Below are 26338 nucleotides of genomic sequence, written 5' to 3'. Positions count from 1 at the left end.
GCGTCCTGTTTCAGAGTATCGCGGTGCGCAGCTTGTCAGGCTTTGGTAGAGAATCGGTAGCCGGTGCCGCGTACGGTCTGGACCAGATGTTCGTACTTCTCGCCAAGTGCCTTGCGCAGCCGGCGGATGTGCACGTCCACAGTACGCTCTTCAACGTAAACATTGCCACCCCAGACCTGGTCCAGCAACTGGCCACGGGTATACGCGCGTTCCTGATGCGTCATGAAGAACTGCAGCAAGCGGTACTCGGTCGGTCCCATTTCGGCAGCCTCGTCGTCGATGGTTACGCGATGGCTGATCGGGTCGAGTACCAGGCCTGCGACCTCAATGGGCGCTTCGCTGTCGACCGGGCCGGCACGGCGCAGCACGGCTTTCAGGCGGGCAACCAGCTCGCGGGGGGAAAACGGCTTGGTGATGTAGTCATCGGCGCCGACTTCCAGCCCCTGGATCTTGTTGTCTTCTTCACCCTTGGCGGTGAGCATGATGATTGGCACGTCAGCGGTCAGCTCGTCGCGTTTGAGGCGCCGGGCCAGCTCGATCCCGGTGGTGCCAGGTAGCATCCAGTCGAGCAGAATCAGGTCAGGCTTGCTGTCGACGATGCAGGCGTGCGCCTGCTGTGTGTTTTCTGCTTCCAGGCAGTTGTAGCCCGCCATTTCCAGTGCGACCGCGATCATTTCGCGGATCGGGGCTTCGTCATCGACGATCAGAATACTTTTGCCAGACATGGTTTACCGTCTCGTTGCAGCTATAAGTCATGCGCCGATTAGATAACATTTTTATTTCATTTGTGTGACGTCGCGACGGCGACGTGACATCTATGCGGCCGCTCTGGATCAGGCCAGCCAGTAGTTCAGTGCAATCCCGATGAAGACCAGCATGCCAGCCCAGTGATTGGCCAGAAAGGCGTTCAGGCAGGCGTTGCGGTCACGGTCGCGGATCAGCCATTGCTGCCAGGCAAATCCCAGCGTCATGCCCAGTAGCCCGAGGTAGTAGTACAGACCCAGCTCAAAGCGTAGACCGACCAACAGCAGACATACCAGGGTAAGCCCCTGCAGCAGGCCGATAATCAACTTGTCTGCGTCGCCGAACAGGATTGCGGTCGACTTGATGCCGATGCGCAGGTCATCCTCTCGGTCGCACATGGCGTACTCGGTGTCGTAGGCCACCGTCCACAGCAGATTGGCGAGAAACACCAGCCACAAGGGTATCGGCAGGGCCTCGGCCTGGGCGGCAAAAGCCATTGGGATGGCCCAGGAGAAGGCCGCACCGAGAATGACCTGCGGGTAGAAGGTGAAGCGCTTGCAGAACGGGTAGATGGCGGCCAGAGCCACGCCGACGAAGGCCAGCTTGATGGTCAGTGCGTTGGTAAACAGCACCAGCAGGCCACTCAGGCCAACCAGAATGGCGAAGGTCAACAGGGCCTGGCGCTCAGTGATGCGGCCTGTGGCCAGCGGGCGCTCGCGGGTACGTTGGACGTGGCCATCAAAATCGCGGTCGGCATAGTCGTTGATCACGCAACCGGCTGCGCGCATCAGAATCACTCCCAGCACGAAGATCACCAGAGTGCTGATGTCCGGGACGCCCTCGGCGGCCAGCCATAGCGCCCACAGGGTTGGCCATAGCAACAGGTAGGTGCCGATTGGGCGGTCCAGTCGCATCAGCTGGATGTAGTCGTTGGCCCTGGGATTGAGCCGGGCGATGGGTTTGATCAGCAGACCGAGCAAGGTGATTCTCCAGTCAGAAGACAGATACTCAGGTGCCGGCGACCGGCCAGCCCTGCAAGAATACTTCACACACCAGCAGCTGCAACTCGCCATCCGAGAAGTGAGAACGGCGTGCCCACAGTCCGTCGCTACGCCAGTCGGCGGGCAGCCATTCGGCAGGGTAACGGCTGATCTCGATCGGACCGCGGCTGATCTGCGGGTTGCGGAACAGCAGGTGGCCAAGGCTGGTCGTGCCAAGCGCGTCGAGTTCGACCGCCGAGCTGCCAAGTGCGCTGGGCGGTGCGACCGAGCGTGCATAGACGCGAGGTGCACCAGCGGTGTGCAGCAGCACCTCTCTGGCCCATACGGTAGCGCCCTGCGGCACCCCCAGTGCGGCCGCCTCGTCGGCACGCGCGGCCTGCGGCTCCTGCCGCAGCAGTTCGACACGGAAGTCGTGGTTGCCGGCGTCGGTCAGACGCTGGGTCAGCGAGCCTTCATGGCAGAGCCAGCTGAACAGCGGGTTTGCCGGCGGTGCGGGATGGTGGTCGGTGGGATACCAGTGAGGCAGCATGTCAGGTATTTACGGGGTGCAGGCAGGTTGGATGTGGCCCCAAGGGTATCACGAAACCCCGTCTGCGGCGGGCGCTGTGAGCTGGTCTTGGACTTGCAGGGTAATTGCGGTAGTGTCGCGAGCAGGTGTTGAAAACCGGGCTGTTTCGGCAGCGCTTTTCAAGCACCTCCCAGATAGCAAATTCAGAACTCCGTGAGAAGCAAGCATGAAGAAGTGGCAGTGTATTGTCTGTGGTTTCATTTATGACGAAGCTGAGGGTTGGCCCGACGAAGGTATTGCCCCCGGTACCCGCTGGGAAGACGTCCCGGCGGACTGGATGTGCCCCGACTGTGGCGTGGGCAAGGAAGATTTCGAGATGATTGAAATCGGCTGATTCTGTCACTCCCTTAATACACGCCCCGCAGGAGAATCCAAGTGGCTGATAACGCACCTTTGGTCATCATTGGCACAGGCCTGGCTGGCTACAATCTGGCGAAGGAATTCCGCAAACTCGATAGCGAGCGCCCGTTGTTGATGATCAGCGCTGATGATGGCCGCTTCTACTCTAAGCCATTGCTCTCGACCGGTTTTGCCAAGGGCAAGGAAGCCGACGAACTGGGCATGCAGGACGCGGCAACCATGGCCGCGCAGCTCAATGCCGACGTGCTGACAGGCGCCAGGGTGACCGCCATTGATCCGGCCAGTCGAACGCTGACGGTGGACGGGCGCAGCCAGCCCTACAGTGATCTGGTGCTGGCTACCGGCGCTGAAGTGCGTTCACTGCCGTGGCGCGACGCGTTGGGCGAGCGGCTGCTGTCGATCAACGATCTGACCGACTACGGTCAATTCCGTGCGGCGCTGCAGGGGCGTCGCAAGGTGGTGATTGTTGGCGCCGGTCTGATCGGTTGCGAGTTTGCCAATGACCTGCGCCTCGGCGGTTTTGAGGTCACCGTGGTGGCGACGGACCCCTGGCTCATGCCGCAACTGCTGCCGGAGCAGGCCGCCGCTGCGGTGCAGGCCGGGCTGGAGGAGCTGGGCGTCAGCTTCCACCTTGGTTGCGGCATTGAGAGCATGCGGCTGGAGGGTGAGGGGCTGCGTGTGCGGCTGGATTCGGGTGTCGAACTGGTTGCCGATCAGGCGCTCTCGGCCATCGGCCTGGCGCCGCGGGCGGCACTGGCCGAGGCGGCCGAACTGGCGGTGGGGCGTGGCGTGCAGGTGGACCGCCAACTGCGCACCCGTGATCCACATATCTATGCCCTGGGTGACTGCGCCGAGGTCGCTGGTCTTAATCTGATGTACGTGATGCCGCTGATGACCTCTGCGCGGGCGCTGGCGAAAACCCTCAGTGGCACACCGACCGAGTTGAGTTATCCGGCGATGCCGATCATGGTGAAAACGCCAGCCTGCCCGCTGGTGGTCGCGCCACCGTTGACCGCGCAGTGCGGCAGTTGGCAATGCACGGGTGAGGGCAGTGACATGCGCGCACTCTATCTCGATGACAGTGGGCAGATGCATGGCTTTGCGCTGACCGGCACTGCGGTGGCAGAAAAACTGCAGTTGACCCGTGAACTCCCTGCCTGGCTAGGGTGATCCGGTCGACAATGTGGGACAGTTTGGCCTTTTGTCGGGAAAAACCGTGATTTTGCGCGCTCTGAGGGCTGAGACGACTGGCGAAACGGATTCAGTCGTGCCATGCTGATCGGGCCTTGCCAGAGCGCTTCGAGCGGGCTCGCAGGTGTCTGCCAGGGCCCGCCGCGAGGAATCGGCGGCAACAACAAAAACAACAGACAATGAGGCTTTATATGCGCAAACCAGATCTCGCAGCGGCGATTGCCGAAAAGGCAGACCTGAGCAAGGATCAGGCGAACCGAGTGCTCAACGCCGTACTGGACGAAATTACCCAGGCACTGAGTAACAAGGACTCCGTTACACTCGTCGGTTTCGGCACATTCCTGCAGCGTCATCGTGGCGCCCGCACCGGCAAAAACCCCCAGACCGGCGCTCCGGTCAAGATCAAGGCAAGCAACACCGTATCCTTCAAGCCGGGCAAAAGCCTGCGCGACGCGGTCAACTGAGCCTGACTCCCGCGACAGGGGCTCGCTCGGGCCCCTGCCTCTCTGTGCTCTACTCTGGACGTGTCGTCCCCTGATACTTGCTCACCAGCGAACGCAGTGCATCACGCGCATCCAGCACCTTGCCGACGACCTTGTCAGCGGACTCCCGCTCCAGACCAAGGCGCTCGAGCAGCGCGTCGGGAATGCTGAGTCGCGGCCCGCTGCCGATACCCTGCTCGCTGAGCAGCGCCAGTGACAGATAGATCAGGTTCGGATAGATGTGGTCGGTGCCCTGATAGTTCGCATTATGCTGCTGGCGCAGAGCGGTACAGACCTCGTCGGGCATGTCCCAGTAGCGCATCAGCCAGCTGCCGATCTGGTCACGGGTAACGCCGATCAGGTGTTGCTCGATCTGGTGTGGCTGCACATGCGGGTTGGCTTCAATGTGGCGGCAGATCAGTTTGAAGTAGGGCGGAAAGATATACGCCAACACCAGATAGCCGAAGTTGTGCAGCAGGCCGCCGAGGTAGTTCAGGCCCATTTCCGGGCGACGCTCGCGCGGCATGGCCTTGGCCAGACCTTCGATCACGGCGGCGGTGTAAATGGCCTGCTCCCAGTAGGGAGTGGCGCGATCCGGCGCGTCGTTGGGGAGCTTGAAGGTTTTACCCAAAGCAAGACCCACCGCCAGGTTGATCACCAGGTCAAAGCCCAGTACCCGCCCGATGGCGTCCTCGACCGAGCGAATCTTGCCGGGCGCAGCGTAGTAGGGGGAAGCGGCCCAACTGACGACCTGAGCCGCCAGGCTCGGATCGGTTTCGACTACATCAGCCAGATCGTCGACGTCCGCATCCGGGTTGACCCGCAGTTTCATCACCTTTTGTGCGGTTTCCGGCAGCGGTGGGATCTCAATCGTTTCTTCCAGCCGTTGCTTCATGCGCAGGGCGGTGAAATTCTGAACCGCGTCACTCAGGTCCTGATCGTCCTGGGCGGCGCTGACCGCCGACTTTTCCAGGCTACTCAGCGGGACTGAGAACTGGGCCAGGCTGACCTTGGCCATCAGGGTGCGGGCATCCGCCTGGTTCAGTACCAGCGACCAGCCATCCAGGCCGCTGTCGAGTACCAGCTCGGGCTGATCAAGCAGGCTGCGCTCGCAGACACAGGGCGAGTTGAACAGGATAGGCAAGCCCGGCAGCTGGTTTAGCTGGTGTTTGCTCAGGATGCGCTGCAGCTCGCGGTTGCGAACCGGTTCAAGTTCGCGGCCGAGCAGCGAGCCGAGGGTCTTCAGATCCAACAGGTGGTCCTTGGGGATCAGGATCAGGACGGTGCCGACATTGTCACAAAGCAGGCTGGCCTGAATCTGTTGAGACGCTGGCCACCCTCCACTGGCGGGGCGCAACTGGTAGGCAATCCCTTGTTGTTGCAGGAGCTTTTCAATCAGGTCGGGCAGGCTGGCGCCAAATTGCTCGGAAGCGGCCGGGTTGCTCATTGTCTGTTCCTTGCTCGGTCAGGCGGGCTGGTGCCCCGATATTGCGGGATTCTTGTTCGATTCTAGCGTTTGGTCTATCTGCAGCATAGCTGCAGTCAGACCTGTGCAAAATGCTGGCCCTCAGCTATCCAGCGATCAAGCAGCGGCTGAACATGGCTGGGGTGGCGGCTGGCGAGTTGCTGGGCGGCTTGCTGAACGGCCGGCAGCAGATCGGCGTCACGCACCAGGTCGGCTACCCGAAACTGTACCAGACCTGTCTGTCGGGTACCCAGTACCTCACCTGGGCCGCGCAGGGCCAGGTCCTTTTCGGCGATGACGAAGCCGTCGGTACTTTCACGCATGATGCCCAGCCGCTCGCGGCCGAGCGCTGACAGCGGTGCGTGGTAGAGCAGCACACAATGGCTGGCGGCACTGCCACGACCGACCCGGCCACGCAGCTGGTGCAGCTGAGCAAGACCCAGCCGCTCCGGGTTCTCGATGATCATCAGACTGGCGTTGGGCACATCCACGCCGACCTCGATCACCGTGGTTGCCACCAGCAGGTGCAAGTCACCTTCCTTGAAGGCGGCCATGATTTCGGCTTTTTCTGCCGGTTTCATACGCCCGTGAATCAGGCCGATGGAGAGTTCCGGCAGGGCTTCGCAGAGTGACTCCCAGGTCGCCTCTGCAGCTTGTGCCTGCAGTTGCTCGGATTCCTCGATCAGGGTACAGACCCAGTAGGCCTGACGGCCTTCGGCGCAGCCGGCACGGACCCGCTCGATGACCTCGACGCGGCGGCTGTCGGAAATCAGCACGGTATTGACTGGGGTACGTCCGGGCGGCAGCTCATCGAGGATTGATGTATCCAGGTCGGCGTAGGCGCTCATCGCCAGGGTGCGCGGGATCGGCGTGGCGGTCATGATCAGCTGGTGCGGCGATACGCCGCCGGCAGCACCTTTGTCACGCAGGGCGAGGCGCTGCTGGACGCCGAAGCGGTGCTGCTCGTCGATGATCGCCAGGCCCAGATTGCGGAACTGCACGTCGTCTTGGAACAGCGCGTGGGTGCCGACAATCATCACCGCTTCGCCGCTGGCGATCAGTTGCAGCTGGTTGCTGCGCGCCTTGCCCTTCAGTTTGCCGGCGACCCAGGCCACTGACAGGCCGAGTGCAGCAAACCAGCGCTGGAAGTTGTTGAAGTGCTGCTCGGCCAGAATCTCGGTGGGTGCCATCAGCGCCACCTGCCAGCCTGCTTCGATGGCCTGCAGCGCAGCCAGCGCCGCGACGACGGTCTTGCCGGCACCGACATCACCCTGCACCAGACGTAACATCGGTCTTGGTTGCGCCAGATCGAGCAGAATTTCATCAGCTACCCGGCGCTGGGCGCCGGTTAGCGGGAAGCCGAGCTGAGTGACAAAGCGGTCAGCCAGCTCACCGGCTGCGCGCATCGGCGGCGCCTTGTGCGCCCGCATCTGGGCGCGCAGCCGTAACATGGCCAGCTGATGCGCCATCAACTCCTCAAACGCGAGTCGGTGCTGTGCCCAGTGACGGCCATCCTGCAGGGCCTCGAGGTCGATGTCCGGCGGTGGCCGGTGCAGCAACTGGACGGCTTCGCGCAGTGGCGGCAGTTGGTATGCCTCGGCCAGCTCCGGCGGCAGCCACTCGGTCAGATGGTTGCCCTTGGCAAGCCAGGCCAGCGCCGCGTCACTGAGGCTGCGCAGGCGCTGTTGCGATAGCCCTTCGGTGGCGGGGTAGATGGGCGTCAGGGTGTCACTGACGGGCAGCGCCTCGGCGCCGTCAAGGTTGTGCAGCTCGGGATGGTAGATCTCCAGCCCGGAAGCGCCGGGCCGCACTTCGCCATAGCAGCGCCAGTGGCTGCCGCGGCTGAGATTGGCTTTGAGCGCGGCGGAAAAATAGTAGAAGCGCAGGCTCAGGGTGCCGCTGCCGTCCTGAATTCGGCACAGCAGGCTGCGGCGCCGGCCCATGACCACCTCGGCACCAAGCACCGTGCCCTCGATCACCGCATCCAGCCCGGGCCGCAGCGCGCCGATCGGGGTGACGCGGGTACGGTCCTGATAGCGCATCGGCAGGTGAAACAGCAGATCCTGTACCGACGACAGGCCGAGCCGGTCCAGCTTGTCCGCGAGGGCTGGGCCGATACCTTTGAGAACGGTCAGCGATGTCTGTTCACTCACCCTCTGTCCTGCCTTGAATCAGCGTGATGGCTGGCCGACCGAGCACAGGCGAATCGAGTCGCTGAGTAGCTCAATCGCCTTCGGACGCGGGAAGCTGGCGCGCCAGGCGACGGCGACAGTGCGGTAGGGAGCCGGTGCCTTGAACGGTTTGGTCACCAGCAGATCGGAGCTGTAATAACGGTCATCGGCGGCAGACATGGGCAAGACGGTCATGCCAATACCGGAGGCGACCATGTGGCGGATGGTCTCCAGCGAGCTGGATTCGACCGTGGTGTGCTTGTGCTGCTCCTCTCCTTTGCGCAGGGTGGGGCAGGCCTCGAGCACCTGATCGCGGAAGCAGTGGCCTTCACCCAGCAGCAGCAGCTTGTTGTCGTCCAGCTCGTCCAGCGTCACGGAGTCGCGCGCCGCCCAGGGGTGGCTGGCTGGCATCAGCAGACTGAACGGCTCGTCGTAGAGAGTCTTGGTCAGCACATCCGGCTCTTGGAATGGCAGCGCGATGATGATGGCGTCGAGTTCACCGTTGCGCAGCTTGTCGCGCAGCACATGGGTGAAGTTTTCTTCGATGTACAGCGGCATCTCCGGTGCCACCTTGTGCAGCTGCGGCACCAGATGCGGGAACAGGTAGGGGCCGATGGTGTAAATGGCGCCGACTTTGAGCGGTGCGGCCAGCTGGTTCTTGCCAGCGGTCGCCAGCTCACGGATGGACAGCGCCTCCTCCAGTACCTTCTGGGCCTGAGCGACAATGCGTTCGCCAATCGGCGTGACCCGAACGGCGCTTTTGCTGCGCTCGAAAATCATCACGCCCAGCTCTTCCTCCAGCTTCTTGACGCCTACGCTGAGGGTCGGCTGGGAGACATGGCAGCGCTCGGCGGCGTGGCCGAAGTGTTGCTCCTGGGCAAGGGTGACGATATAGCGGAGTTCGGTCAGGGTCATTGGCTGGCAATCTATCTGGCAACGGGAACGTAGGTTGAACGACTGGCTCTAGCATAGCCGTTTGGTTAATAGAGTAAAACAATCGAAGCGTGGCCGAGGATACTGCAGATCCCGTGTGGTGGCTGATACAGTGTCGGCCTTGAGTTGACGGACAGGAGAGACAAATGCCGCGGGTAGTGATCGCCGGATGTGGGGATGTGGGGTCGGCGCTGGCCAGTTGTCTGGTCGCGCGTGGGTGGCAGGTCTACGGTCTGCGCCGTGATGTTGCCAGACTGCCGGAGGGCGTGCTGCCCATTGCGGCAGATCTGTGTGCTGCCGAACGGCCTGCGGACTGGCCGGAGAAGGTCGATTACCTGGTGTTTTGCCCTGCGGCTGGTAAGCGTGACGCCGAGCTGTATCAGCGTCTGTATGTGCAGGGGCTGGAGAACGTGATCGGCTGGCTGGGTCAGGACAAAAAGAATCTCCGTCATCTGCTGCAGGTTTCCAGCACCGGCGTCTACGCCCAGCAGGATGGTGAGTGGGTCAGTGAGAACAGCCGCGCTGAGGCTGCCAGTGAAACCGGCAAGGCGTTGCTCGCCGCTGAGGATGTTGCACTGCGCAGTGGCGTGCCGGCGTCGGTGGTGAGGCTGGCGGGTATTTACGGGCCGGGTCGAAACCGGCTGATTGAACAGGCTCGGGCCGGGATGACGGTGCCAGCCGAGCCGCCGCAGTACACCAATCGGATTCATCGTGACGATGCGGTCGGCTTGCTAGAGCACCTGCTGCTGCAGGCCGAGGCACGGGAACTGCTGGCGCCCTGTTATCTGGGTGTTGACGACGAGCCGGCTGCACTGCATGAGGTTGTTCAGTGGTTGCGCGAGCAGGTCGGAGCAGAGGCTCGAGCTGATGGTCCGGGTAGCACCCGGGTCGGCAGCAAGCGCTGCAGCAATGCACTGGCACGCGAGACTGGCTGGGCACCGCAGTATCCGACCTATCGCGAGGGGTATGCGGCGCTGCTGGGGCAGTAGAGAAAAGATCGCAGGGAATTATCTGGCCACTTAGCGTGTCGCAAGGGGAGTAGGACAATCCGCTAACCGCTCAAGAGGAGGCGCAGATGAAAAAATCAGCATCGGCTCACTGGGAAGGCTCGCTGAAGGAAGGCAAAGGTACCATTTCGACTGAAAGTGGCGCCCTTCAAGCCAACCCCTACGGCTTTAACACCCGCTTTGAGGACCAGCCAGGCACCAATCCTGAGGAGTTGATCGGCGCAGCGCACGCGGGGTGCTTCTCGATGGCCTTTTCCAACCTGCTGGGAGAGGCCGGGTACACAGCCAGCAGCATCGACACTCAGGCCGAGGTGACCCTGAGCAAGCAGGATGATGGCTTTGCCATTACCGCCGTGGCACTGACCATGAATGCCGTGATTCCCGGTATCGACCAGCAGGCCTTCGATGAAATTGCCGGCAAGGCAAAAGAGGGTTGCCCGGTCTCCAAGCTGCTGAATGCCGAGATCAGCCTCAAAGCTTCGCTCGGCTAGCCGAGCGAAGCCAGCGGCAAGCCACAAGCTGCAAGAAAAAACCCGCGCGGTGTTTAATCGCGCGGGTTCTTTATGAGCTGCTGGCGGCCCGGAAACCGTAAAAACAGTTGACGGTGTCGCCGTCGAACAGACACTGACTAAGCTTGCAGCTCAGGGGGATGGGCGTTAGCCCACCACCATAATCCCGTCCATCTCGACCGGTACGCCCTTGGGCAGCGCGGCAACGCCAATGGCGGCGCGTGCCGGGTAGGGCTTTTCGAAGTAGCGCTCCATGATTTCGTTGACCTTGGCAAAGTTGCCCAGGTCAGTGAGGAAGATATTCAGTTTGACGATGTCCTGCAGCGTACCGCCAGCGGCTTCGGCAACGGCGCTCAAATTGTCGAATACACGGCAGACCTGTGCTTCGAAGCCTTCAACGACTTCCATGGTGGCCGGGTCCAGTGGAATCTGGCCGGACAGATAAACCGTGTTACCAACCTTGATAGCCTGGGAATACGGGCCGATGGCGGAAGGGGCCTGCTCGCTGGTGATGACTTGTTTGTTCATGTGTTCTCCGACGAAATTCAGTTTTTGAGACGGGTAATGCGCATCACGCCCTTGAGGTTGCGGATGCGCTTGATCAGTTGTGACAGGTGCAGGCGGTCACGTACCCGAACCACCAGTTGCACGACGCTGACGCGTCCGTCGCGTTCGTCGACGCTGATCTTGTCGATACTGGCGTCGGCGACGGTGATGCCGGTGGCGAGCTGGGCAATAATGCCGCGCTGGTGTTCCAGCTCGACGCGCAGCTCGACGGTAAATTCGCCGCTCACATCCTTGTCCCAGGCCAGGTTCAGGATCTTTTCGCTGTTGTGGCGGTTGTCTGCCAGATTTCGGCAGTTCTCCTGGTGAATGACCATGCCCTTGCCGGAGGACAGATAGCCAACAATCGGGTCACCCGGAATCGGGTTACAGCAGCGCGCGAAGCTGACGACCAGGCCTTCGGTGCCGCGAATCGCCAGCGGTTTTTCGTCGCTATCGCTGTCGTTGTCGGGGCTGACCTTCTGTGCCTCTTCTTCACTGCCGCCTTCGCTCGCCAGCAGGCGTCGGGCGACCACGTAGGCCATCCGGTTGCCGAGGCCGATGTCGGCCAGCAGGTCCTCCATTAGCTCCATGCCACAGTCGGTCAGCACGGCCTGGACGCGTGCCTCCGGGATCTCGCTGAGCTGGGTGCCGAAGCTGGCCAGTACCTTGTCCAGCAGTCGCTCGCCCAAGGCGATGGACTCGGAATGGCGCTGGTGCTTGAGGAAGTGGCGGATGTTGCTGCGGGCCTTGCCGGTAATCACGAAGCTGAGCCAGGCCGGATTCGGGCGGGCGCCCGGTGCGGTAATGATCTCGACGGTTTCGCCGCTTTCCAGCGGCTCGGACAGTGGCGCCAAGCGTCGGTTGACGCGACAGGCGATGCAACTGTTGCCGATGTCGGTGTGCACCGCGTAGGCAAAGTCGACCGGGGTCGAACCCTTGGGCAGCTCCATGATGCGGCCCTTGGGGGTGAAAATGTAGACCTCGTCCGGGAACAGGTCGATCTTGACGTTCTCGATGAACTCCAGCGAGTTGCCGGCGTTTTGCTGCAGCTCCAGCACGCTCTTGAGCCACTGCCGGGTGCGGGCGTGGTTGCCGTTGATCACCTCGTCCTTCGACTTGTAGACCCAGTGCGCGGCAATGCCGTTGTTGGCCAGCTCTTCCATCTCGTCGGTACGGATCTGAATCTCGATCGGTACCCCATGCATGCCGAACAGCGTGGTGTGCAGGGACTGATAGCCGTTGGCCTTGGGGATCGCGATGTAGTCCTTGAAGCGACCGGGAAACGGCTTGTAAAGACTGTGTACCGCACCGAGCACGCGGTAGCAGGTATCCGGCTTGTCGACGATGATGCGGAACGCGTAGACGTCCATGATTTCATTGAACGACTTCTTCTTGCCGCGCATCTTTTGGTAGATGCCGTACAGGTGCTTCTCGCGGCCCATCACCTTGCCCTGCAGGCCCTCGCGTTCCAGACAGGCCTGCAGCGACTCAAGAATGCGGTTCAGCAGCTCCTTGCGGTTGCCGCGGGCGTTGCGTACGGCGCGGTCAATCAGCATCGAGCGCATCGGATACATGGCCTTGAAGCCGAGGTCTTCGAACTCGGTGCTCAGGCTGTGCATACCCAGACGGTTGGCGATGGGCGCGTAAATCTCAAGGGTTTCCTTGGCGATGCGGCGGCGCTTTTCCGGCGCCAGTGCGCCCAGGGTGCGCATGTTGTGCAGGCGGTCGGCGAGCTTGACCAGTATCACCCGGATATCCCGGGCCATGGCCAACGCCATCTTCTGGAAGTTCTCGGCCTGGGCCTCGGCCTTGCTCTCGAAGGTCATCTGGGTCAGCTTGCTGACCCCGTCTACCAGCTCGGCAACGGTGTCGCCAAACTGTTCGACCAGTGCATCCTTGGGAATGCCGGTGTCTTCGATAACATCGTGCAGCATGGCTGCCATCAGGCTCTGATGGTCCATGTGCATGTCGGCGAGGATGTTGGCTACTGCCAGCGGATGAGTAACGTAGGGCTCGCCGCTGCGACGGGTCTGGCCGTCGTGGGCTTGCTCGGCGTAGAAATAGGCGCGCCGGACCAGATTGACCTGTTCCGGCTCAAGGTAATTGCCAAGATTGTCGGCAAAAACTTCTATCGCAGACATGCAGCTCTCCCGCACCCGTGCTGACGGGTGATGACCTCAGGGATGCCCGGCCTGCGCAATCCTTTTACTCGGCCAGTTCGGTAGTTTCCAGCGAGTACAGCGGCTCCTGCTGATCCTGCAGGGCTTCTTCGGCGAGGATTTCATTGGTAACTAGGCCTTCGGCGACTTCACGCAGCGCAACGACGGTGGGCTTGTCGTTCTCCCATGCTACCTTGGCGTCCTTGCCGCCGGTGGCCAGCTGACGGGCGCGCTTGGAGGCCAGCATGACCAGTTCGAAACGGTTATCTACATTTTCCAGGCAGTCTTCAACGGTGACGCGAGCCATGGGGGTACTCCGGAAAGGTAACTAATTGACAGATCGGCGCGCCCGGCATTTGTTCCGGACGCAGGACCTGACAGTGTACTGGCTGATGCTTCAGTCTGACAAGAGCGCTTGCAGCAAGGAGGTGTGGCGCGCCTGCTGGGCGACGGTCTGCAGACGGTAGCTGCGGACGATGGCCTTGAGATCATCGAGGGCGTGGTCGAAGGTGTCGTTAATCACCAGGCTATCGAACTCGACGTAGTGGCTCATTTCCGCTACGGCCTCGGCCATGCGGCGGTCGATCACCTCGTCGTGGTCCTGGCCGCGCGAGTTCAGACGGTGGCGCAGGGCTTCGCGTGACGGCGGCAGGATAAAGATCGAGTGCGCCTGTGGCAGCTTGCGGCGTACCTGCTCCGCCCCTTGCCAGTCGATTTCGAGGATAATGTCGTGGCCGCGTGCCAAGGCCTGCTCGACTGCAGTCTGCGAGGTGCCATAGAGATTGCCGAAGACCTCGGCGTGCTCCAGGAAGTCGCCAGCTTCAACCAGGCGAATAAAGGCGTCGCGATCAGTGAAGTGATAGTTCACGCCATCTGTTTCGCCGGGGCGCATCGGGCGAGTGGTGTGCGAGACCGATACGTGCAGGTTGGGCGTCTGTTCGATCAGTGCCTTGACCAGGCTGGTTTTGCCTGCGCCGGACGGGGCGGAGATGATGTACAGAGTGCCGGTGGCGTGGGTCATCGGACAGGGTTCCTGCGGTGCGTAGTGGATAAGCGCGCAATTATAGGGTTTCCGCGCGGTGGCGTCATGGTTACCTGTCGCTTCCGCTAAGCTGTCTGCTCAGACAGAATTCCGAGCACAGGAGCAGGGATGATTTCGAAATGGCAATGGCTTTTGACGCAGCTGACGCGGACGCTCTGGGTTCGCGCCTCCCTGTACGCGGTATTTGCGGTCGCCGCGGCGCTGCTTTCGGTGCTGGCACAGCAGTTGTTGCCCACCACGTTGCCGATCACCATTGGAGCAGATGCGGTTGACCGCATTCTCGATATCCTTGCCTCCAGTATGCTGGCGGTAACGACCTTCTCGCTGAGTGTCATGGTAGCGGCATACAGCGCTGCGACGGCCAATGTGACACCAAGGGCGACGCGCCTGCTGATGCAGGACACCACCACGCAGAATGTACTGGGTACCTTTATCGGTGCGTTTCTGTTCAGTCTGGTGGGGCTGGTGGCGCTCAGCACCAAGGCGTATGACGAGAATGGGCGGGTGTTGCTGTTTGCCGTGACCCTGGTGGTTATTGTGCTGATTGTGGTGACGATTCTGCGCTGGATTGATCATCTGTCGCGGTTTGGCCGGGTTGGTGAAACGACAGCGAGGGTCGAGGCCGTGACCAGCAGCGCTCTGGTGGACCGGATCGCCAATCCGTGTCTCGGTGCAAGGCAACTGGACCCGAACGGAATTCCACGGCAAGCGACGCCGCTGTATCCGCAGCACAGTCTGTATCTGCAGCACTTGGATGTGGGCGCTCTGGCTGACTGTGCCGAAGCACATTCGCTGCGCCTGTATGTGGTGGTGCTGCCCGGCAACTTTGTTCATCCGGCGTCACCGTTACTCTGGTTTGAAGGCGACGCCGACGAGGCCGCTCAGGCGCGCTTGCGCGAGTGCTTCACGCTGGGTGACCTGCGCTCGTTTGATCAGGACCCGCGTTTCGGCCTTGCGGTGCTGTCCGAGATCGCCTCGCGGGCGCTGTCCCCTGCGGTCAATGATCCGGGTACGGCGATCGACATTCTCAGCCGCGGCGTGCGGCTGCTGTCGGCTTGGGTGGACTATCACGAGCCTGAGCCGGATACGGTCTGTTACCCGCAAATCTGGGTTCCTGCACTTACGCTGGACGACCTGTTCGATGACCTGTTTGGGCCGATTGTGCGGGATGGGGCGGGCCGCGTTGACGTGCAGATGCGGCTGGCCAAGGCGCTGCAGGCGCTGGCCGCGCGCGACGAACGGTTTCTGCAGCCAGCACAGCGCCTGGGTGCCGCGGTGCGCGCGCTGGCCGAGCACGCGATGGTGCTCGAGGCAGACCGTCAGCGGGTGCTGGCGGCAGTGGATCGAATAGGTCAGCACTAGCGCGATCTGCTGAGCACCCTTGCTTGCGTTTATGGGGGCGTATTTGAAGCACGTGGTAGCCGCCAACAGGAGCAGTAGTGGTGATATGGTGTAGGGCTGAGCAGTGTCTGATGTGCTGCTCGCAGGCGCCCCCGCCGGCCCTTTCGAACAATAATGGAGTTCTGCAGCATGATTCGAATTACCGTTTCCTACCCCGCGCAGGACAATGCGCGCTTTGACCACAGCTATTACCAGCAACAGCACGCTCAACTGATCCATCAGCAGCTGGATGCGCACGGGTTGCTGAAGCTGGAAGTGGATCAGTGTCTGGCCGATGGTGCAGGGCAGGCGCCGCAGTTTGTGGCCTCTGCGCATCTGTTCTTTGCCGATATGGCGCAGTTTCAGGCGGCCTTCGCCGCTGGCGGCCAGGCGCTGAATGAGGACATGGCGAATTACACCGATATCACGCCGGTTGTCACCATCAGTCAGGTTGTTGCCTGATTATCCCGGCCCGCGCCTGATTATCGGGTGTGGGCCACTCGGCCGCACCCGTTGCGCCGAAACCGCTACAATAGCGCCGCTTTGTCCTTTCATCCCGTCGAGGAATTACCCTGATGACCGCACGTCGGATTTCATCAGCGTTGCGCGCTGCTGATCACAGAACTGCTGCCACGGCGCCGGCTTCCGGTGCCGGCGCATTGCGTCAGGATCGAATCTATCAGGCCATCAGCGACGCCATCATCGAGCACCGGCTGCAGCCGGGGGCGCGTTTGCGTGAGGATGCGCTGGCTGAGGTGTTCGGGGTCAGCAGAACCGGTATTCGCAAGGTGCTGCAGCGCCTCGCCATGGATCAGCTGGTCACCCTGACACCGGGCAAGGGCGCCAGTGTCACCCGGCCGTCCGCCGAGGAGGCACGGGAAGTCTTTGATGCGCGGCGGATGGTGGAATGTGGCCTGATGCGGCAACTGGCGCGGCAGATTGATGAGGCGGCGCTGGCGGCGTTGCGCGCGCTGGCCGAGCAGGAGCAGCAGGCATTGGCGGCGCGCGATCAGAGTGCAGCGATCAAGTGCTCGGCGGAGTTTCACAGTCGGCTGGCGGTGCTGGCCGGTAATCAGACGCTGGCGAGTTTTGTCGTCCAGCTGTGTTCGCGCTCATCGTTGATTCTGGCGGTGTACGGCAACGCCGGGAATCTGGGCTGCGATTGTACCGATCACAGCCGCCTGATCACGCTGCTGGAAGCTCGGGATGGTGAGGCGGCTGCCGCTTTCATGGCGCAGCATCTGGATGCCATTGAGGGCTCGCTGGCGATTGCCGACTCGCCGCAGACCACGCCGGATTTGCAGGATATCTTCGCCGCCTATCGCGGCTGATGACGCCGACGGTGCAGGCACCGTCGGCGGCCTCGGGGTTCAGCGGCGGAAGCGCTGGCAGGGACCCCAGTATTGCATCAGCAGGTAGTAGCTGACCCCGGCCGGGATCAGGCTGGCATACCAGGACACACTGGATACGTTCAGTGCGACCACGGCACCAATGGCGGTAGCGATCAGCGCGGCGTAGTTGACCCCCTGATACGGGCCGTTGGCGTCGTACAGGTGCTCCAGATTCAGCGTACGCTTGCGGATCAGATAGTAGTCCACCACCAGAATCGCGAAGATCGGGCCGAGGAAGGCCGAGTAGGTCTGCACGAACACCTGCAGGCCGGCGGCTGAATCTTCGCTGACCAGTTTCCACGGGAAGGTCGCGAAGGCCAGCAGGCCGACGATCACGGTAGCCGGTCGGAACTTCAGCTTGAATACATCCATTAGCACGTAGGTTGGTGGCACCACGTTGTTCAGTACGTTGGTGGTGACCTGAGCGAAGGCGATGAACAGCAGGGTGGTCATCAGCAGCGGGGTGTTGTCGACCGCGTTGGCAAACACCTGAATCGGGTCGGCGACGCCGGTGGCCTCGGAGACCATGTACCCGATCAGGCCCATGAACAAGGTGCAGGGCAGAATCGACATCGAGTAAATGGTGGTCAGCAGGCCGGGGCCGGTGCCGTGTTTGTGCTCACGGGCGTAGTCGCTGACGTTGAGGATCATGGTGCTGTAGATGCCGAGGAACAGCATGGTCGCACTCCAGAACGGCAGGCCCCATGAGCCCTGCATGGTCAGCAGACTGCCCGACAGTTCGTCACCGTAGCGCTGCACGGTGCTGTAGAACATGTAGACCAGTGAGGCGAGGATAAAGGCGCTGCCGACATTCTCCAGCCACTTGATGCCCTGAAAGCCCATGACCGAAAGACCAATCTGCAGGAACTGGAAGGCGACAAAGAAGAACACCAGATTGTCGAAGCCGAACAGGGTGGCGGACACCATGTTCAGGGCGCCGGCGCCAATCCAGCTCTGGAAGCCGTACCAGACGATCGCGGGAACCGCGCGCACCAGGCCGGGTAGTCGGGTGCCGGCGAAGCCGAAGGCGCTGCGCGCCTGCACCATGAACGGGATGCCGTATTTGTAACCGGCGGCGCCGTTCAAGACCAGGGCAACGCCAATGACGAAGCAGCCAATGGCAATCGCCAGGGTGGCCTGGATCAGGTTCAGGCTGCCGACCACGCTGGAGCCCATGGTAAAGGTGCCGATTGAAACGCAACCACCAAACCAGGCCAGCAGATAGGACAAGCGCCCCATAATGCGAACCTTCTGGGGCGCGAGGGACTCCTCGCCGGCGGCCTTGGTTTCGTTGCTCGGCTGGCTGCCGGCGGTGAGCGTGCTGGCGTCAGTGTTCATGAGACTCCCCCGTGGGCTGTGTTGTGCATTGTTGTCTCCCCGGATCATCCGATCCTGCGGTTTTTTTGTGTTTGCCCCGCGGGGCGCGCTGTCACCTGATCAGCCGTGGGCCAGATCAGAATACTCGGCAAAGCGTCCGGTGAAGCGCTTGCTGCCCGGAAACGCCAAATCGCCAAATTTGCTGGTACCCAGCCCCAGCCCAACCACGGCTTCGGCCAGCTTCACTGCGGCGGTTACGCCTTCCACCACGGGCAGACCGACCGCGTCGCTGATCTGCGGGGTCAGGTCGGCCATGCCACCGCAACCAAGCACGATGGCGCCGATGTTGTCTTCGCGCTTGGCCTTCAGACACTCGTCGATGATGCGCTCGAGTGCGATATCCGGGTTCTCTTCCAGATCCAGCACCGGAATGTCGGCGGCGCGCAGGCGTCGGCAGCTGTGGCGGAAGCCGTAATTGTCGAGCAGATGCTCGGCGATGATCAGGGTGCGCGGCAGGGTGGTAACCACCGAGAAGCGGGTGCTGATCAGACTGGCGACATGGAATGCGGCTTCGGCGATGCCGATCACCGGGGCGCGGGTCAGCTCGCGAGCGGCATACAAGCCGGGGTCGCCAAAGCAGGCAATGATGTAGGCATCGGTGCCTTCGCGCTCACCGGCGCGCACTTCCTCAACGACGCCCAGGGCACTTACCGCCTCGTCGAAATGGCTTTCGATCGACACCGGGCCGCTGTCTGGCTGGCTGGCAGTGATCCGCGTGCCGGGTGCGGCAACCGCTTTGGCCGCCTCGCCGATGGTCTCGGTCATGGCGTGGGTGGTGTTCGGGTTGATGACGCGAATATGCATGAATCTGGCCTGCCCATGTATGTACACAAAAGAGTAGATTAATTGTATACAATCGTCTGAGTCAAAAAATCAAAATGCCTTGCAGTTATCGCGCGTAATAAGCACTACGTACTCGAACTGCAGGCTTTCTTCAGCGAAAGAGGTGTCTTAATGATCGATAGCGCTGTGTATCCACGCGATCTGATCGGCTACGGCCGCACCCCGCCGGAAGCCCGTTGGCCCGGCCGTGCGCGGATCGCCGTTCAATTTGTGCTCAACTACGAAGAGGGCGGTGAGAACTGTGTGCTGCACGGCGACAGCCACTCCGAGCAGTTCCTGTCGGAAATCATTGGTGCGGCGGCGTTCGATGATCGCCATATGAGCATGGAGTCGATCTACGAGTACGGCTCGCGGGTGGGTGTCTGGCGCCTGCTCAACGAATTCGAGAGGCGCGGTTTGCCGTTGACCGTGTTTGGCGTGGCGATGGCACTTGAGCGGCATCCGGAAGTAGCCCAGGCGTTCCATGAGTTGGGCCACGAAATCGCCTGCCACGGCTGGCGCTGGATTCACTACCAGAACATCCCCGAAGCGGTTGAGCGCGAGCACCTGCAGCGTGCACTGGACATCTTCCAGCGCCTCTACGGCAGTCAACCGGAGGGCTGGTACACCGGGCGGGACAGCCCCAACACCCGGCGTCTGCTGCTGGATCAGGGCGGTTTCCTCTATGACAGCGACTACTACGGTGATGATCTGCCGTTCTGGACCCGTGAGGCGGACAGCGCCGGCGCGCTGCACAATCACCTGATCGTGCCTTACACTCTCGATACTAACGACATGCGCTTTGCCTCACCGCAGGGCTTCAACACCGGCGACCACTTCTTTCAGTATCTGAAAGACGCTTTCGACGTGCTCTACGCTGAGGGTGAAGACCTGCCGAAGATGCTGTCGATCGGTCTGCACTGCCGGTTGATCGGCCGCCCCGGCCGCTTCCGCGCGCTGCAGCGTTTTCTTGATTACATCGAATCCCATGATCGGGTCTGGGTGACACGCCGTGTCGATATCGCCCGCCATTGGGCCGAGCATCATCCCGCACAGAACCAGGAGTCAGCATGAGCAAGCAATCCGAACCCCGCAGCTACTACGCGCCAACCGGCGGGCACCCGCCGCAGACGCAGCTGACCACCGACCGTGCGGTCTTCACCGAGGCCTACGCGGTGATTCCCAAGGGCGTGATGCGCGATATCGTTACCAGCCACCTGCCGTTCTGGACCGGTACCCGTCTGTGGGTGCTGTCGCGCCCGCTCAGCGGCTTTGCCGAAACCTTTTCGCAGTACATCATGGAAGTGCAACCGGGTGGCGGCAGTGACAAGCCGGAAACCGACGCCTCCGCCGAAGGCGTGCTGTTCGTGGTGGAAGGCGAAATGACGCTGACCCTGAACGGTCAGCAGCATCTGATGAAAGAGGGCGGCTACGCCTTTATTCCGCCAAGCAGCGACTGGCAACTGCACAACAACAGCGGCGCTGTGGTGCGCTTCCACTGGGTTCGCAAGGCCTACCAGAAAGTCGAGGGTATCGACGCGCCGGAAGCTTTCGTCACCAACGAAAATGACATCGAGCCGCTGGTGATGCCCGGCACCGACGGGGCCTGGAGCACCACTCGCTTTGTCGACATGAGCGACATGCGCCACGACATGCACGTGAATATCGTCAACTTCCAGCCGGGCGGTGCGATTCCCTTTGCCGAGACCCACGTCATGGAGCACGGCCTCTATGTGCTGGAAGGCAAGGCGGTGTATCTGCTGAACAAGGACTGGGTTGAGGTCGAAGCCGGCGACTACATGTGGCTGCGCGCCTTCTGCCCGCAAGCATGCTATGCCGGCGGCCCCGGCCCGTTCCGCTACCTGCTGTACAAGGATGTCAACCGCCACATGAAACTGCCGGCGCTTGACCGTTGAGGAGCAGGAGATGAGTGCTGACGTGTTGCAGCTGACGGCCCAGCCCCTGACACCGGAGGCCTTCGCGGCATTCGGTGAGGTGATCGATGTGCGCAGCTCCGCGCATTTCATGATCAACGCGGGCCGTACCCGTCGCCATCATGATCTGGCTAAGGTTGAGGTGGCCGGTGAATCACCGCGGGTGCTGATCAGCATCTTTGTCAGCCAGCCGGTCACCGTGCCGCTGGAGCTGACCTTTCTGGAGCGCCATCCGCTCGGCAGTCAGGCGTTTATGCCGCTGCACGAGGAGCAGTTTCTGATCGTGGTGGCGCCGCCGGGCGATGCGATTGATCCGGCCGAGGTGCGCGCCTTCATCACCGACGGCCGCCAGGGCGTCAACTACCGCATCGGCACCTGGCATGCCATCCAGTCGGTGCTGGAGCGTGAAGGGGAGTTTCTGGTGGTTGATCGCGGTGGTGCCGGCCACAACTGCGACGAGCATCCGATCAACATCCGGGTCACGCTGGAGTGACCCTGCGCTGACATTGATACCGCTCCGCAACGGAGCGGTATGGGCTTACTCGATATTCTGGATCTGCTCGCGCATCTGCTCGATAAACACCTTCAGATCCACCGCCGCCTGGGTGCTGCGCGTATCGATGGCCTTGGAGCCGAGGGTGTTGGCTTCGCGGTTGAACTCCTGCATGAGGAAGTCCAGGCGGCGGCCGATGGCGTCTTTGCTGTCCAGCACGCGGCGGGTTTCGGCGACGTGGGTATCGAGGCGGTCGAGCTCTTCGGCGACGTCGATCTTCTGTGCCAGCAACACAATTTCCTGTTCGACGCGGGTGCTGTCCAGCTCCAGTTTGGCGTCGTTGAAGCGGTCGATCAGCTTCTGCCGGTGGGCGGTAAGCAGGGTCGGCATCATTTCGCGGATTACGGCGGTGCGCTCGCTGATGCTGCTCAGGCGGTCCTCGATCAGTTGCTTCAGCTCGGCACCTTCGCGCGCGCGGTGTTCCTTCAGTTCCTTGAGGGCCTGATCGAACAGCTGTCGGGCCTGCTTGACCAAGTCACCCTGATCAGTCTTCTCGCCAATCACCACGCCCGGCCAGGCTAGCAGCTCGAGTGGGTTGACCGGACCGGCGTTCTGCAGGCGGGCGCTGAGCTGCTCGGTGGTGCGGATCAGCTGATCGAGTAATGGCTGGTTCAGGCTGAGCTCGCTGGACTGCTGCTCGGCCGGATTGAAGCGCAGGGTGCACTCGACCTTGCCGCGGGCCAGCTGCTTGCGCAGCAGTTCGCGCAGCGGACCCTCCAGTTCGCGGAAGGCTTCGGGCAGGCGCAGGGTGACTTCCAGATAGCGGTGGTTCACCGACCGCAGTTCCCAGGCCAGGTTGCCCTGATCGGTGCTGAGTTCGCTGCGGGCGAAGGCGGTCATGCTGTAAACCATGCGGATCCTCTGTCTGGTCGGTGAGCGGATGGGCATTGTAGCGCCTTGCTGCGGTCCGGGGGTATCGTCGGGGTGCTATACTCCGCGGTCTTCCCACCTGCAGTACAAGGATTCCAGATGATGAAACGCCCCAGCGAACGCGCCGCCGACCAGATGCGCCAGGTTACCCTGACCCGTCATTACACCAAGCATGCCGAAGGTTCCGTGCTGGTCGAGTTTGGCGACACCAAAGTCATCTGTACCGTGAGTGTTGAGGCCGGGGTGCCGCGCTTCCTGCGTGGCAGCGGCCAGGGCTGGATCACCGCTGAATACGGCATGCTGCCGCGCTCGACTGGCTCGCGCATGCAGCGTGAGTCGAGCCGTGGCAAGCAGGGTGGTCGCACGCTGGAAATCCAGCGGCTGATTGGTCGCTCGCTGCGCGCCGCGGTTGACCTGAAGACGTTGGGCGAAAACACCCTGTACATCGACTGCGATGTGATCCAGGCCGATGGCGGTACCCGTACCGCGTCGATCACCGGCGCCTGCGTGGCGTTGGTCGATGCGCTGCGTGCCATGAAGCAGCGTGGCGCGATCAAGAAGGTGCCTGAGGTGCAGATGATTGCCGCGATCTCGGTCGGTATCTATCAAGGTGTGCCGGTGCTGGATCTGGATTATCCGGAAGACTCGGCTGCCGATACTGACCTGAATGTGGTGATGACCGACAAGGGCGGCTTTATCGAAGTGCAGGGCACCGCTGAGGCGGCGCCGTTCAGTGCCGAGGACCTGAATGCCATGCTGGCGCTGGCACGCAAGGGCACCGAGGAGCTGTTTGTGTTGCAGCGCGCTGCGCTGGAGGACTGACTCGCGTCTCTGCGCTGAAAAGCCCGCCTTTGGGCTGCCTTTTTTGTGCGGCGGTCGCGCTGGCGCGGGCACTGGCGTAGGCAGGGAGCGGAAACTCTGTTAAAACTCGCGTAAACCTGTTTTTACGCCAAGGAGTGCCTGCGATGACTGATCCAGTAACCCAGACTGACAATACGCCGCCGCCCGCGACGCCCGGCCCGGAAGCGCGCCAGTGGGCGCTGTTTGTGCACCTGTCCGCATTGCTGGGGTTCATTTTTCCGTTCGGCAACCTGGTCGGCCCGTTGATCATCTGGCAGCTGAAGAAAGACATGGACCCCTTTGTCGATGATCAAGGCAAGGAAGCGCTCAATTTCCAGATCACCGTTGCCTTGCTGATGCTGGTTTGCCTGTTGTTGGCACTGGTGCTGATTGGCCTGCTGCTGATGTGGGTGGTGGGGGTAGGCGCGCTGGTGCTGACCATCATTGCCGCGATCAAGGCCAACGAAGGTCAGGCCTACCGCTATCCGTTCTGCTGGCGCCTGATTAAATAGGCGAAGCAAAAAAACACCCCCGCAGCCATCGGCTCCGGGGGTGTTTTTCGTTTGTGAGGCTGATTCTGTTGCGACAAGGGTGGGTATCCCCAGATCATCGCTTGCAGTATCTCAGATGCTCAGGGTCCAGTCGTAGTCGATAATCACCGGTGCGTGCTGAGAGAAGCGCGCATTGCGCGGGATTTTGGCCTGTTTGACGAAGCGGCGCAGGCCAGGAGTCAGGAACTGGTAGTCGAAGCGCAGGCCGAGGTTGAGATTCTCCGCCTGTTCGCTGTTGGGCCACCAGCTGTAGAGCTCGGACTCGCGGGTGACTTCGCGTAGCGCATCGACGTAGCCCATGTTGCCGAAGATCTCGTCCATCCAGGCTCGCTCGGGCGCCATGAAGCCGGGTTCGTTCTGGCAGTCGCGCCAGTTTTTTACGTCCAGCTTGAGGTGGGCGACATACAGGGAGCCACAGTAGATGAATTCGCGGCGCTTGCGGCGCTGCTTGTTCAGGTAGTTGGCGAAGTCTTCCATGAACTTGAACTTCTGGTTCAGGTCGGCGTCGCCGTCACGGCCGGAGGGCAGCAGCAGTGAGCCGATGCTGAGCTTGTCGAAGTCGGCCTGCATGAAGCGGCCGTAACGGTCGGCGGACTCGAAGCCCAGACCCATGATGATCGCTTTGGGGGCGACCCGGGTGTAGATCGCGACACCGCCCTGGGACGGGGTTTCGGCTTCGAAGCAATATTGCCAGTAGCCGTCCAGCCAGTACGGGTCCTGCTCCAGTTCGGGGGCGGTGACGCGGATGTCCTGCAGACAGATGACATCAGCATCCTGAGTGCGCAGCCAGTCAAACAGGCCACGCTCGGCGGCGGCCTTCACTCCATTGACGTTAAGACTGATGATTCGCATGCATGGTCCCCCAAAAAACCAGCGTGTATGATACCCGAGCTTGAGGGTCTGTTGTAGTTTCGTTAACCCGGCGGTTGCAGCCGGTAAAGCTGTCGGGCAAGAAACGAGGCGCGTGGTTTGGTCATTCTGGATAAGCGACGAGCGTCGCCGGATGGCCTCGGCGTCAGCAGCCCCGGTCCTTTTGTTAATGATGAGGGTGTAGATGCACGAATATCAGCGGGAGTTCATTCGTTTTGCGCTGGATCGCAATGTCTTGCGATTTGGCGAGTTCACTCTCAAGTCAGGGCGCAAGAGTCCGTATTTCTTCAATGCGGGTCTGTTCAACGACGGCGCCTCACTCAGTCGGCTGGGTCGTTTCTACGCCCAGGCACTGGTGCACAGCGGTCTGCCGGGCGTCGACGTGATTTTTGGACCGGCCTATAAGGGGATCCCTCTGGCGGCTGTCACGGCAGTGGCACTGGCGGACAGCTTTGACCGCAACCTGCCCTACTGCTTCAATCGCAAGGAAGCCAAGGATCACGGCGAGGGTGGTTCGCTGGTGGGCGCACCGCTTGAAGGTCGCGTGCTGATCGTTGACGATGTGATCACTGCCGGTACCGCTGTGCGCGAGGTCATGCAGATCATTCAGCAGGCTGGCGCGACACCGGCTGCCGTGATGATTGCCCTGGATCGTCAGGAGCGCGGACAGAGCGAGCTGTCGGCAATCCAAGAGGTCGAGCGTGACTTCGCAATTCCGGTCATCAGCATTGTCAGCCTGAATCAGGTCATGGATTTCATCAAGGATGACCCGGAGCTGCAGCAACACTTGCCGGCAGTGCAGGCCTATCGCGCCGAATTCGGCGTCTGATCACGGTTCGGCCGGTGCCGCTTAACATGGGCTAACGGTTTGATTGCGGCGGCCGATATACTGCCAATTGGCCAGCAAGCCTGGCTTCGAAGTTACGCAAAGGAAGGCTGGAACGGACGAGGAACCGCCTGCGATGAATCGGATCTTGAGCTGTGCTGCACTGACCCTGATGATGGTTTCGTCGCTGAGCGTTGCTGGCGATCTGTACCGCTATGTCGATGACCACGGTGTTGTGGTGCTTGGTCGGCAGGTGCCACCGCAGTTTGTTGCTCGTGGTTATGAAGTGCTCGACAGCAATGGTCGGGTCAAGCAAGTCGTCCCGGCTGCACCGTCGGCCGAGGAGCGAGAGGCCCGTCGGCTGGCGCTGGAAGCCCAGAAAAAACAGGATGCCGAGGATGCCACCCTGCTGCGGCTATACAGCAGTCTTGCCGATCTGGACCGGGCCCAGGCCCGTCAGCTCCAGCAGTTGGATAACCAGATTGCGGTGGCGCGCGCCAACATTGCCGAGCTGCAGACTGAACGCGAGGAGTTGCGCGCGCAGGCGGCCGATCAGGAGCGGGCTGGGCGCAAGGTGGATAAAGCCATTCTTGATCAGTTGCAGGCCGTCGATTCCGAAACACGGCTTCAGCAGCAGCGAATCGAGCGCACTGAGGGCGAGATTGCTGCGGTGAAGGCAGATTACGCCGCCCAGCGCTCGCGGCTGTCGCTTCTGCTTGGCGACGAGCCGCCGCCGCAGTAGTTCG

General features: G+C 61.7%; 29 protein-coding genes. 15 read left to right on the top strand and 14 right to left on the bottom strand.

The annotated features are described in order from the left end of the window. Positions 1 to 35 precede the first annotated feature (35 nt). The 3 genes from phoB to C1949_RS01055 form a co-directional block, all read right to left on the bottom strand. Positions 36 to 725: a phosphate regulon transcriptional regulator PhoB gene (phoB, locus tag C1949_RS01065; RefSeq protein ID WP_104736616.1), complete on the bottom strand. Its 690-nt coding sequence runs from the start codon at positions 723 to 725 to the stop codon at positions 36 to 38. A 108-nt stretch (positions 726 to 833) separates the two neighbouring features. Continuing rightward, entirely contained in the window at positions 834 to 1724 is an 891-nt protein-coding gene (gene ubiA / locus C1949_RS01060) for a 4-hydroxybenzoate octaprenyltransferase (RefSeq protein ID WP_104736615.1), read from the bottom strand. A 28-nt stretch (positions 1725 to 1752) separates the two neighbouring features. Further along, positions 1753 to 2274, bottom strand: coding sequence for a chorismate--pyruvate lyase family protein (locus C1949_RS01055; protein ID WP_104736614.1), 522 nt, complete (start codon positions 2272 to 2274; stop codon positions 1753 to 1755). A gap of 205 nt (positions 2275 to 2479) precedes the next feature. Between C1949_RS01055 and C1949_RS01050 the strand changes: the two genes are divergently transcribed. The 3 genes from C1949_RS01050 (at position 2480) to C1949_RS01040 (ending at position 4328) form a co-directional block, all read left to right on the top strand. Beyond that, positions 2480 to 2647: a rubredoxin gene (locus tag C1949_RS01050; RefSeq protein ID WP_104736613.1), complete on the top strand. Its 168-nt coding sequence runs from the start codon at positions 2480 to 2482 to the stop codon at positions 2645 to 2647. 41 nt (positions 2648 to 2688) lie between these two features. Further along, a complete protein-coding gene (locus C1949_RS01045; RefSeq protein ID WP_229744318.1) occupies positions 2689 to 3843 on the top strand; it encodes an NAD(P)/FAD-dependent oxidoreductase in 1155 nt (384 codons plus the stop codon). 212 nt (positions 3844 to 4055) lie between these two features. Further along, the gene (locus C1949_RS01040; RefSeq protein WP_088275784.1) at positions 4056 to 4328 is read left to right on the top strand and encodes an HU family DNA-binding protein; all 273 of its coding nucleotides are present in this window, start codon (positions 4056 to 4058) and stop codon (positions 4326 to 4328) included. 49 nt (positions 4329 to 4377) lie between these two features. On the opposite strand, the gene C1949_RS01035 is transcribed toward C1949_RS01040, so the two are convergent. The 3 genes from C1949_RS01035 to C1949_RS01025 form a co-directional block, all read right to left on the bottom strand. Beyond that, positions 4378 to 5793: an aminoacyl-tRNA deacylase and HDOD domain-containing protein gene (locus C1949_RS01035; RefSeq protein ID WP_104736611.1), complete on the bottom strand. Its 1416-nt coding sequence runs from the start codon at positions 5791 to 5793 to the stop codon at positions 4378 to 4380. 95 nt (positions 5794 to 5888) lie between these two features. Next, positions 5889 to 7964: an ATP-dependent DNA helicase RecG gene (gene recG, locus C1949_RS01030; RefSeq protein WP_104736610.1), complete on the bottom strand. Its 2076-nt coding sequence runs from the start codon at positions 7962 to 7964 to the stop codon at positions 5889 to 5891. An 18-nt stretch (positions 7965 to 7982) separates the two neighbouring features. Beyond that, the gene (locus C1949_RS01025) at positions 7983 to 8897 is read right to left on the bottom strand and encodes a hydrogen peroxide-inducible genes activator (RefSeq protein WP_104736609.1); all 915 of its coding nucleotides are present in this window, start codon (positions 8895 to 8897) and stop codon (positions 7983 to 7985) included. 164 nt (positions 8898 to 9061) lie between these two features. Between C1949_RS01025 and C1949_RS01020 the strand changes: the two genes are divergently transcribed. Continuing rightward, complete coding sequence (locus C1949_RS01020) at positions 9062 to 9904, top strand: NAD(P)H-binding protein (protein WP_104736608.1); 843 nt, start codon at positions 9062 to 9064, stop codon at positions 9902 to 9904. 86 nt (positions 9905 to 9990) lie between these two features. Then, complete coding sequence (locus tag C1949_RS01015; protein ID WP_104736607.1) at positions 9991 to 10413, top strand: OsmC family protein; 423 nt, start codon at positions 9991 to 9993, stop codon at positions 10411 to 10413. A gap of 165 nt (positions 10414 to 10578) precedes the next feature. Here C1949_RS01015 and C1949_RS01010 read toward each other — a convergent pair whose 3' ends face one another. The 4 genes from C1949_RS01010 to gmk all read right to left on the bottom strand — a co-directional run bounded on the left by C1949_RS01010 (position 10579) and on the right by gmk (position 14157). Next, positions 10579 to 10959: a RidA family protein gene (locus C1949_RS01010; protein ID WP_104736606.1), complete on the bottom strand. Its 381-nt coding sequence runs from the start codon at positions 10957 to 10959 to the stop codon at positions 10579 to 10581. Positions 10960 to 10976: 17 nt separating this feature from the next. Then, positions 10977 to 13118, bottom strand: coding sequence for a bifunctional GTP diphosphokinase/guanosine-3',5'-bis pyrophosphate 3'-pyrophosphohydrolase (gene spoT, locus C1949_RS01005; protein ID WP_104736605.1), 2142 nt, complete (start codon positions 13116 to 13118; stop codon positions 10977 to 10979). Between the two features lie 64 nt (positions 13119 to 13182). Next, a complete protein-coding gene (gene rpoZ / locus C1949_RS01000) occupies positions 13183 to 13443 on the bottom strand; it encodes a DNA-directed RNA polymerase subunit omega (RefSeq protein WP_104736604.1) in 261 nt (86 codons plus the stop codon). Between the two features lie 90 nt (positions 13444 to 13533). Next, positions 13534 to 14157 carry a guanylate kinase gene (gene gmk / locus C1949_RS00995; RefSeq protein WP_104736603.1) on the bottom strand — a complete coding sequence of 208 codons (624 nt, stop codon included), beginning with the start codon at positions 14155 to 14157 and terminating at the stop codon, positions 13534 to 13536. A gap of 129 nt (positions 14158 to 14286) precedes the next feature. Between gmk and C1949_RS00990 the strand changes: the two genes are divergently transcribed. From C1949_RS00990 to C1949_RS00980, 3 genes are all read left to right on the top strand, one after another. Continuing rightward, a complete protein-coding gene (locus C1949_RS00990) occupies positions 14287 to 15540 on the top strand; it encodes a DUF2254 domain-containing protein (RefSeq protein WP_104736602.1) in 1254 nt (417 codons plus the stop codon). A 168-nt stretch (positions 15541 to 15708) separates the two neighbouring features. Next, positions 15709 to 16020 (top strand): EthD family reductase, encoded by a 312-nt coding sequence (locus C1949_RS00985; RefSeq protein ID WP_170062971.1) that lies wholly within the window; start codon positions 15709 to 15711, stop codon positions 16018 to 16020. A 113-nt stretch (positions 16021 to 16133) separates the two neighbouring features. Next, entirely contained in the window at positions 16134 to 16889 is a 756-nt protein-coding gene (locus C1949_RS00980; RefSeq protein WP_104736600.1) for a GntR family transcriptional regulator, read from the top strand. A gap of 39 nt (positions 16890 to 16928) precedes the next feature. Here C1949_RS00980 and C1949_RS00975 read toward each other — a convergent pair whose 3' ends face one another. After that, positions 16929 to 18287, bottom strand: coding sequence for an NCS1 family transporter (locus C1949_RS00975; RefSeq protein WP_104736599.1), 1359 nt, complete (start codon positions 18285 to 18287; stop codon positions 16929 to 16931). Positions 18288 to 18386: 99 nt separating this feature from the next. Further along, on the bottom strand, positions 18387 to 19130 hold the full coding sequence (locus tag C1949_RS00970; RefSeq protein WP_104736598.1) for an aspartate/glutamate racemase family protein: 744 nt from the start codon (positions 19128 to 19130) through the stop codon (positions 18387 to 18389). Positions 19131 to 19280: 150 nt separating this feature from the next. Between C1949_RS00970 and puuE the strand changes: the two genes are divergently transcribed. From puuE to C1949_RS00955, 3 genes are read left to right on the top strand one after another with little or no spacing between them, the layout of a single operon-like run. Beyond that, on the top strand, positions 19281 to 20222 hold the full coding sequence (gene puuE / locus C1949_RS00965; RefSeq protein ID WP_104736597.1) for an allantoinase PuuE: 942 nt from the start codon (positions 19281 to 19283) through the stop codon (positions 20220 to 20222). Then, the gene (locus C1949_RS00960) at positions 20219 to 21064 is read left to right on the top strand and encodes a bifunctional allantoicase/(S)-ureidoglycine aminohydrolase (protein WP_104736596.1); all 846 of its coding nucleotides are present in this window, start codon (positions 20219 to 20221) and stop codon (positions 21062 to 21064) included. Before puuE ends, C1949_RS00960 begins: the two co-directional genes overlap by 4 nt. A gap of 10 nt (positions 21065 to 21074) precedes the next feature. Continuing rightward, entirely contained in the window at positions 21075 to 21575 is a 501-nt protein-coding gene (locus C1949_RS00955) for an ureidoglycolate lyase (protein WP_373289776.1), read from the top strand. 45 nt (positions 21576 to 21620) lie between these two features. Here the strand turns inward: C1949_RS00955 and C1949_RS00950 are convergent, their stop codons facing one another. Continuing rightward, positions 21621 to 22487, bottom strand: a complete 867-nt coding sequence (locus C1949_RS00950; RefSeq protein WP_104736595.1) for a YicC/YloC family endoribonuclease — start codon at positions 22485 to 22487, stop codon at positions 21621 to 21623. A 120-nt stretch (positions 22488 to 22607) separates the two neighbouring features. Here C1949_RS00950 and rph point away from each other — a divergent pair, with 120 nt between their 5' ends. Further along, positions 22608 to 23327: a ribonuclease PH gene (gene rph, locus C1949_RS00945; RefSeq protein WP_104736827.1), complete on the top strand. Its 720-nt coding sequence runs from the start codon at positions 22608 to 22610 to the stop codon at positions 23325 to 23327. A 143-nt stretch (positions 23328 to 23470) separates the two neighbouring features. Continuing rightward, the gene (locus C1949_RS00940; RefSeq protein ID WP_104736594.1) at positions 23471 to 23857 is read left to right on the top strand and encodes a DUF4870 domain-containing protein; all 387 of its coding nucleotides are present in this window, start codon (positions 23471 to 23473) and stop codon (positions 23855 to 23857) included. A gap of 111 nt (positions 23858 to 23968) precedes the next feature. Here the strand turns inward: C1949_RS00940 and C1949_RS00935 are convergent, their stop codons facing one another. After that, positions 23969 to 24748, bottom strand: coding sequence for an exodeoxyribonuclease III (locus C1949_RS00935; protein ID WP_104736593.1), 780 nt, complete (start codon positions 24746 to 24748; stop codon positions 23969 to 23971). A 202-nt stretch (positions 24749 to 24950) separates the two neighbouring features. Here C1949_RS00935 and pyrE point away from each other — a divergent pair, with 202 nt between their 5' ends. Beyond that, complete coding sequence (gene pyrE / locus C1949_RS00930; protein WP_104736592.1) at positions 24951 to 25595, top strand: orotate phosphoribosyltransferase; 645 nt, start codon at positions 24951 to 24953, stop codon at positions 25593 to 25595. A gap of 133 nt (positions 25596 to 25728) precedes the next feature. Next, on the top strand, positions 25729 to 26334 hold the full coding sequence (locus C1949_RS00925) for a DUF4124 domain-containing protein (RefSeq protein ID WP_104736591.1): 606 nt from the start codon (positions 25729 to 25731) through the stop codon (positions 26332 to 26334). The last annotated feature ends 4 nt before the right edge of the window (positions 26335 to 26338 follow it).

It is taken from the genome of Halopseudomonas oceani (genome assembly GCF_002903165.1).
Classification (GTDB): Bacteria; Pseudomonadota; Gammaproteobacteria; order Pseudomonadales; family Pseudomonadaceae; genus Halopseudomonas; species Halopseudomonas oceani.
This window is presented reverse-complemented; position numbering and strand designations above follow the sequence as displayed.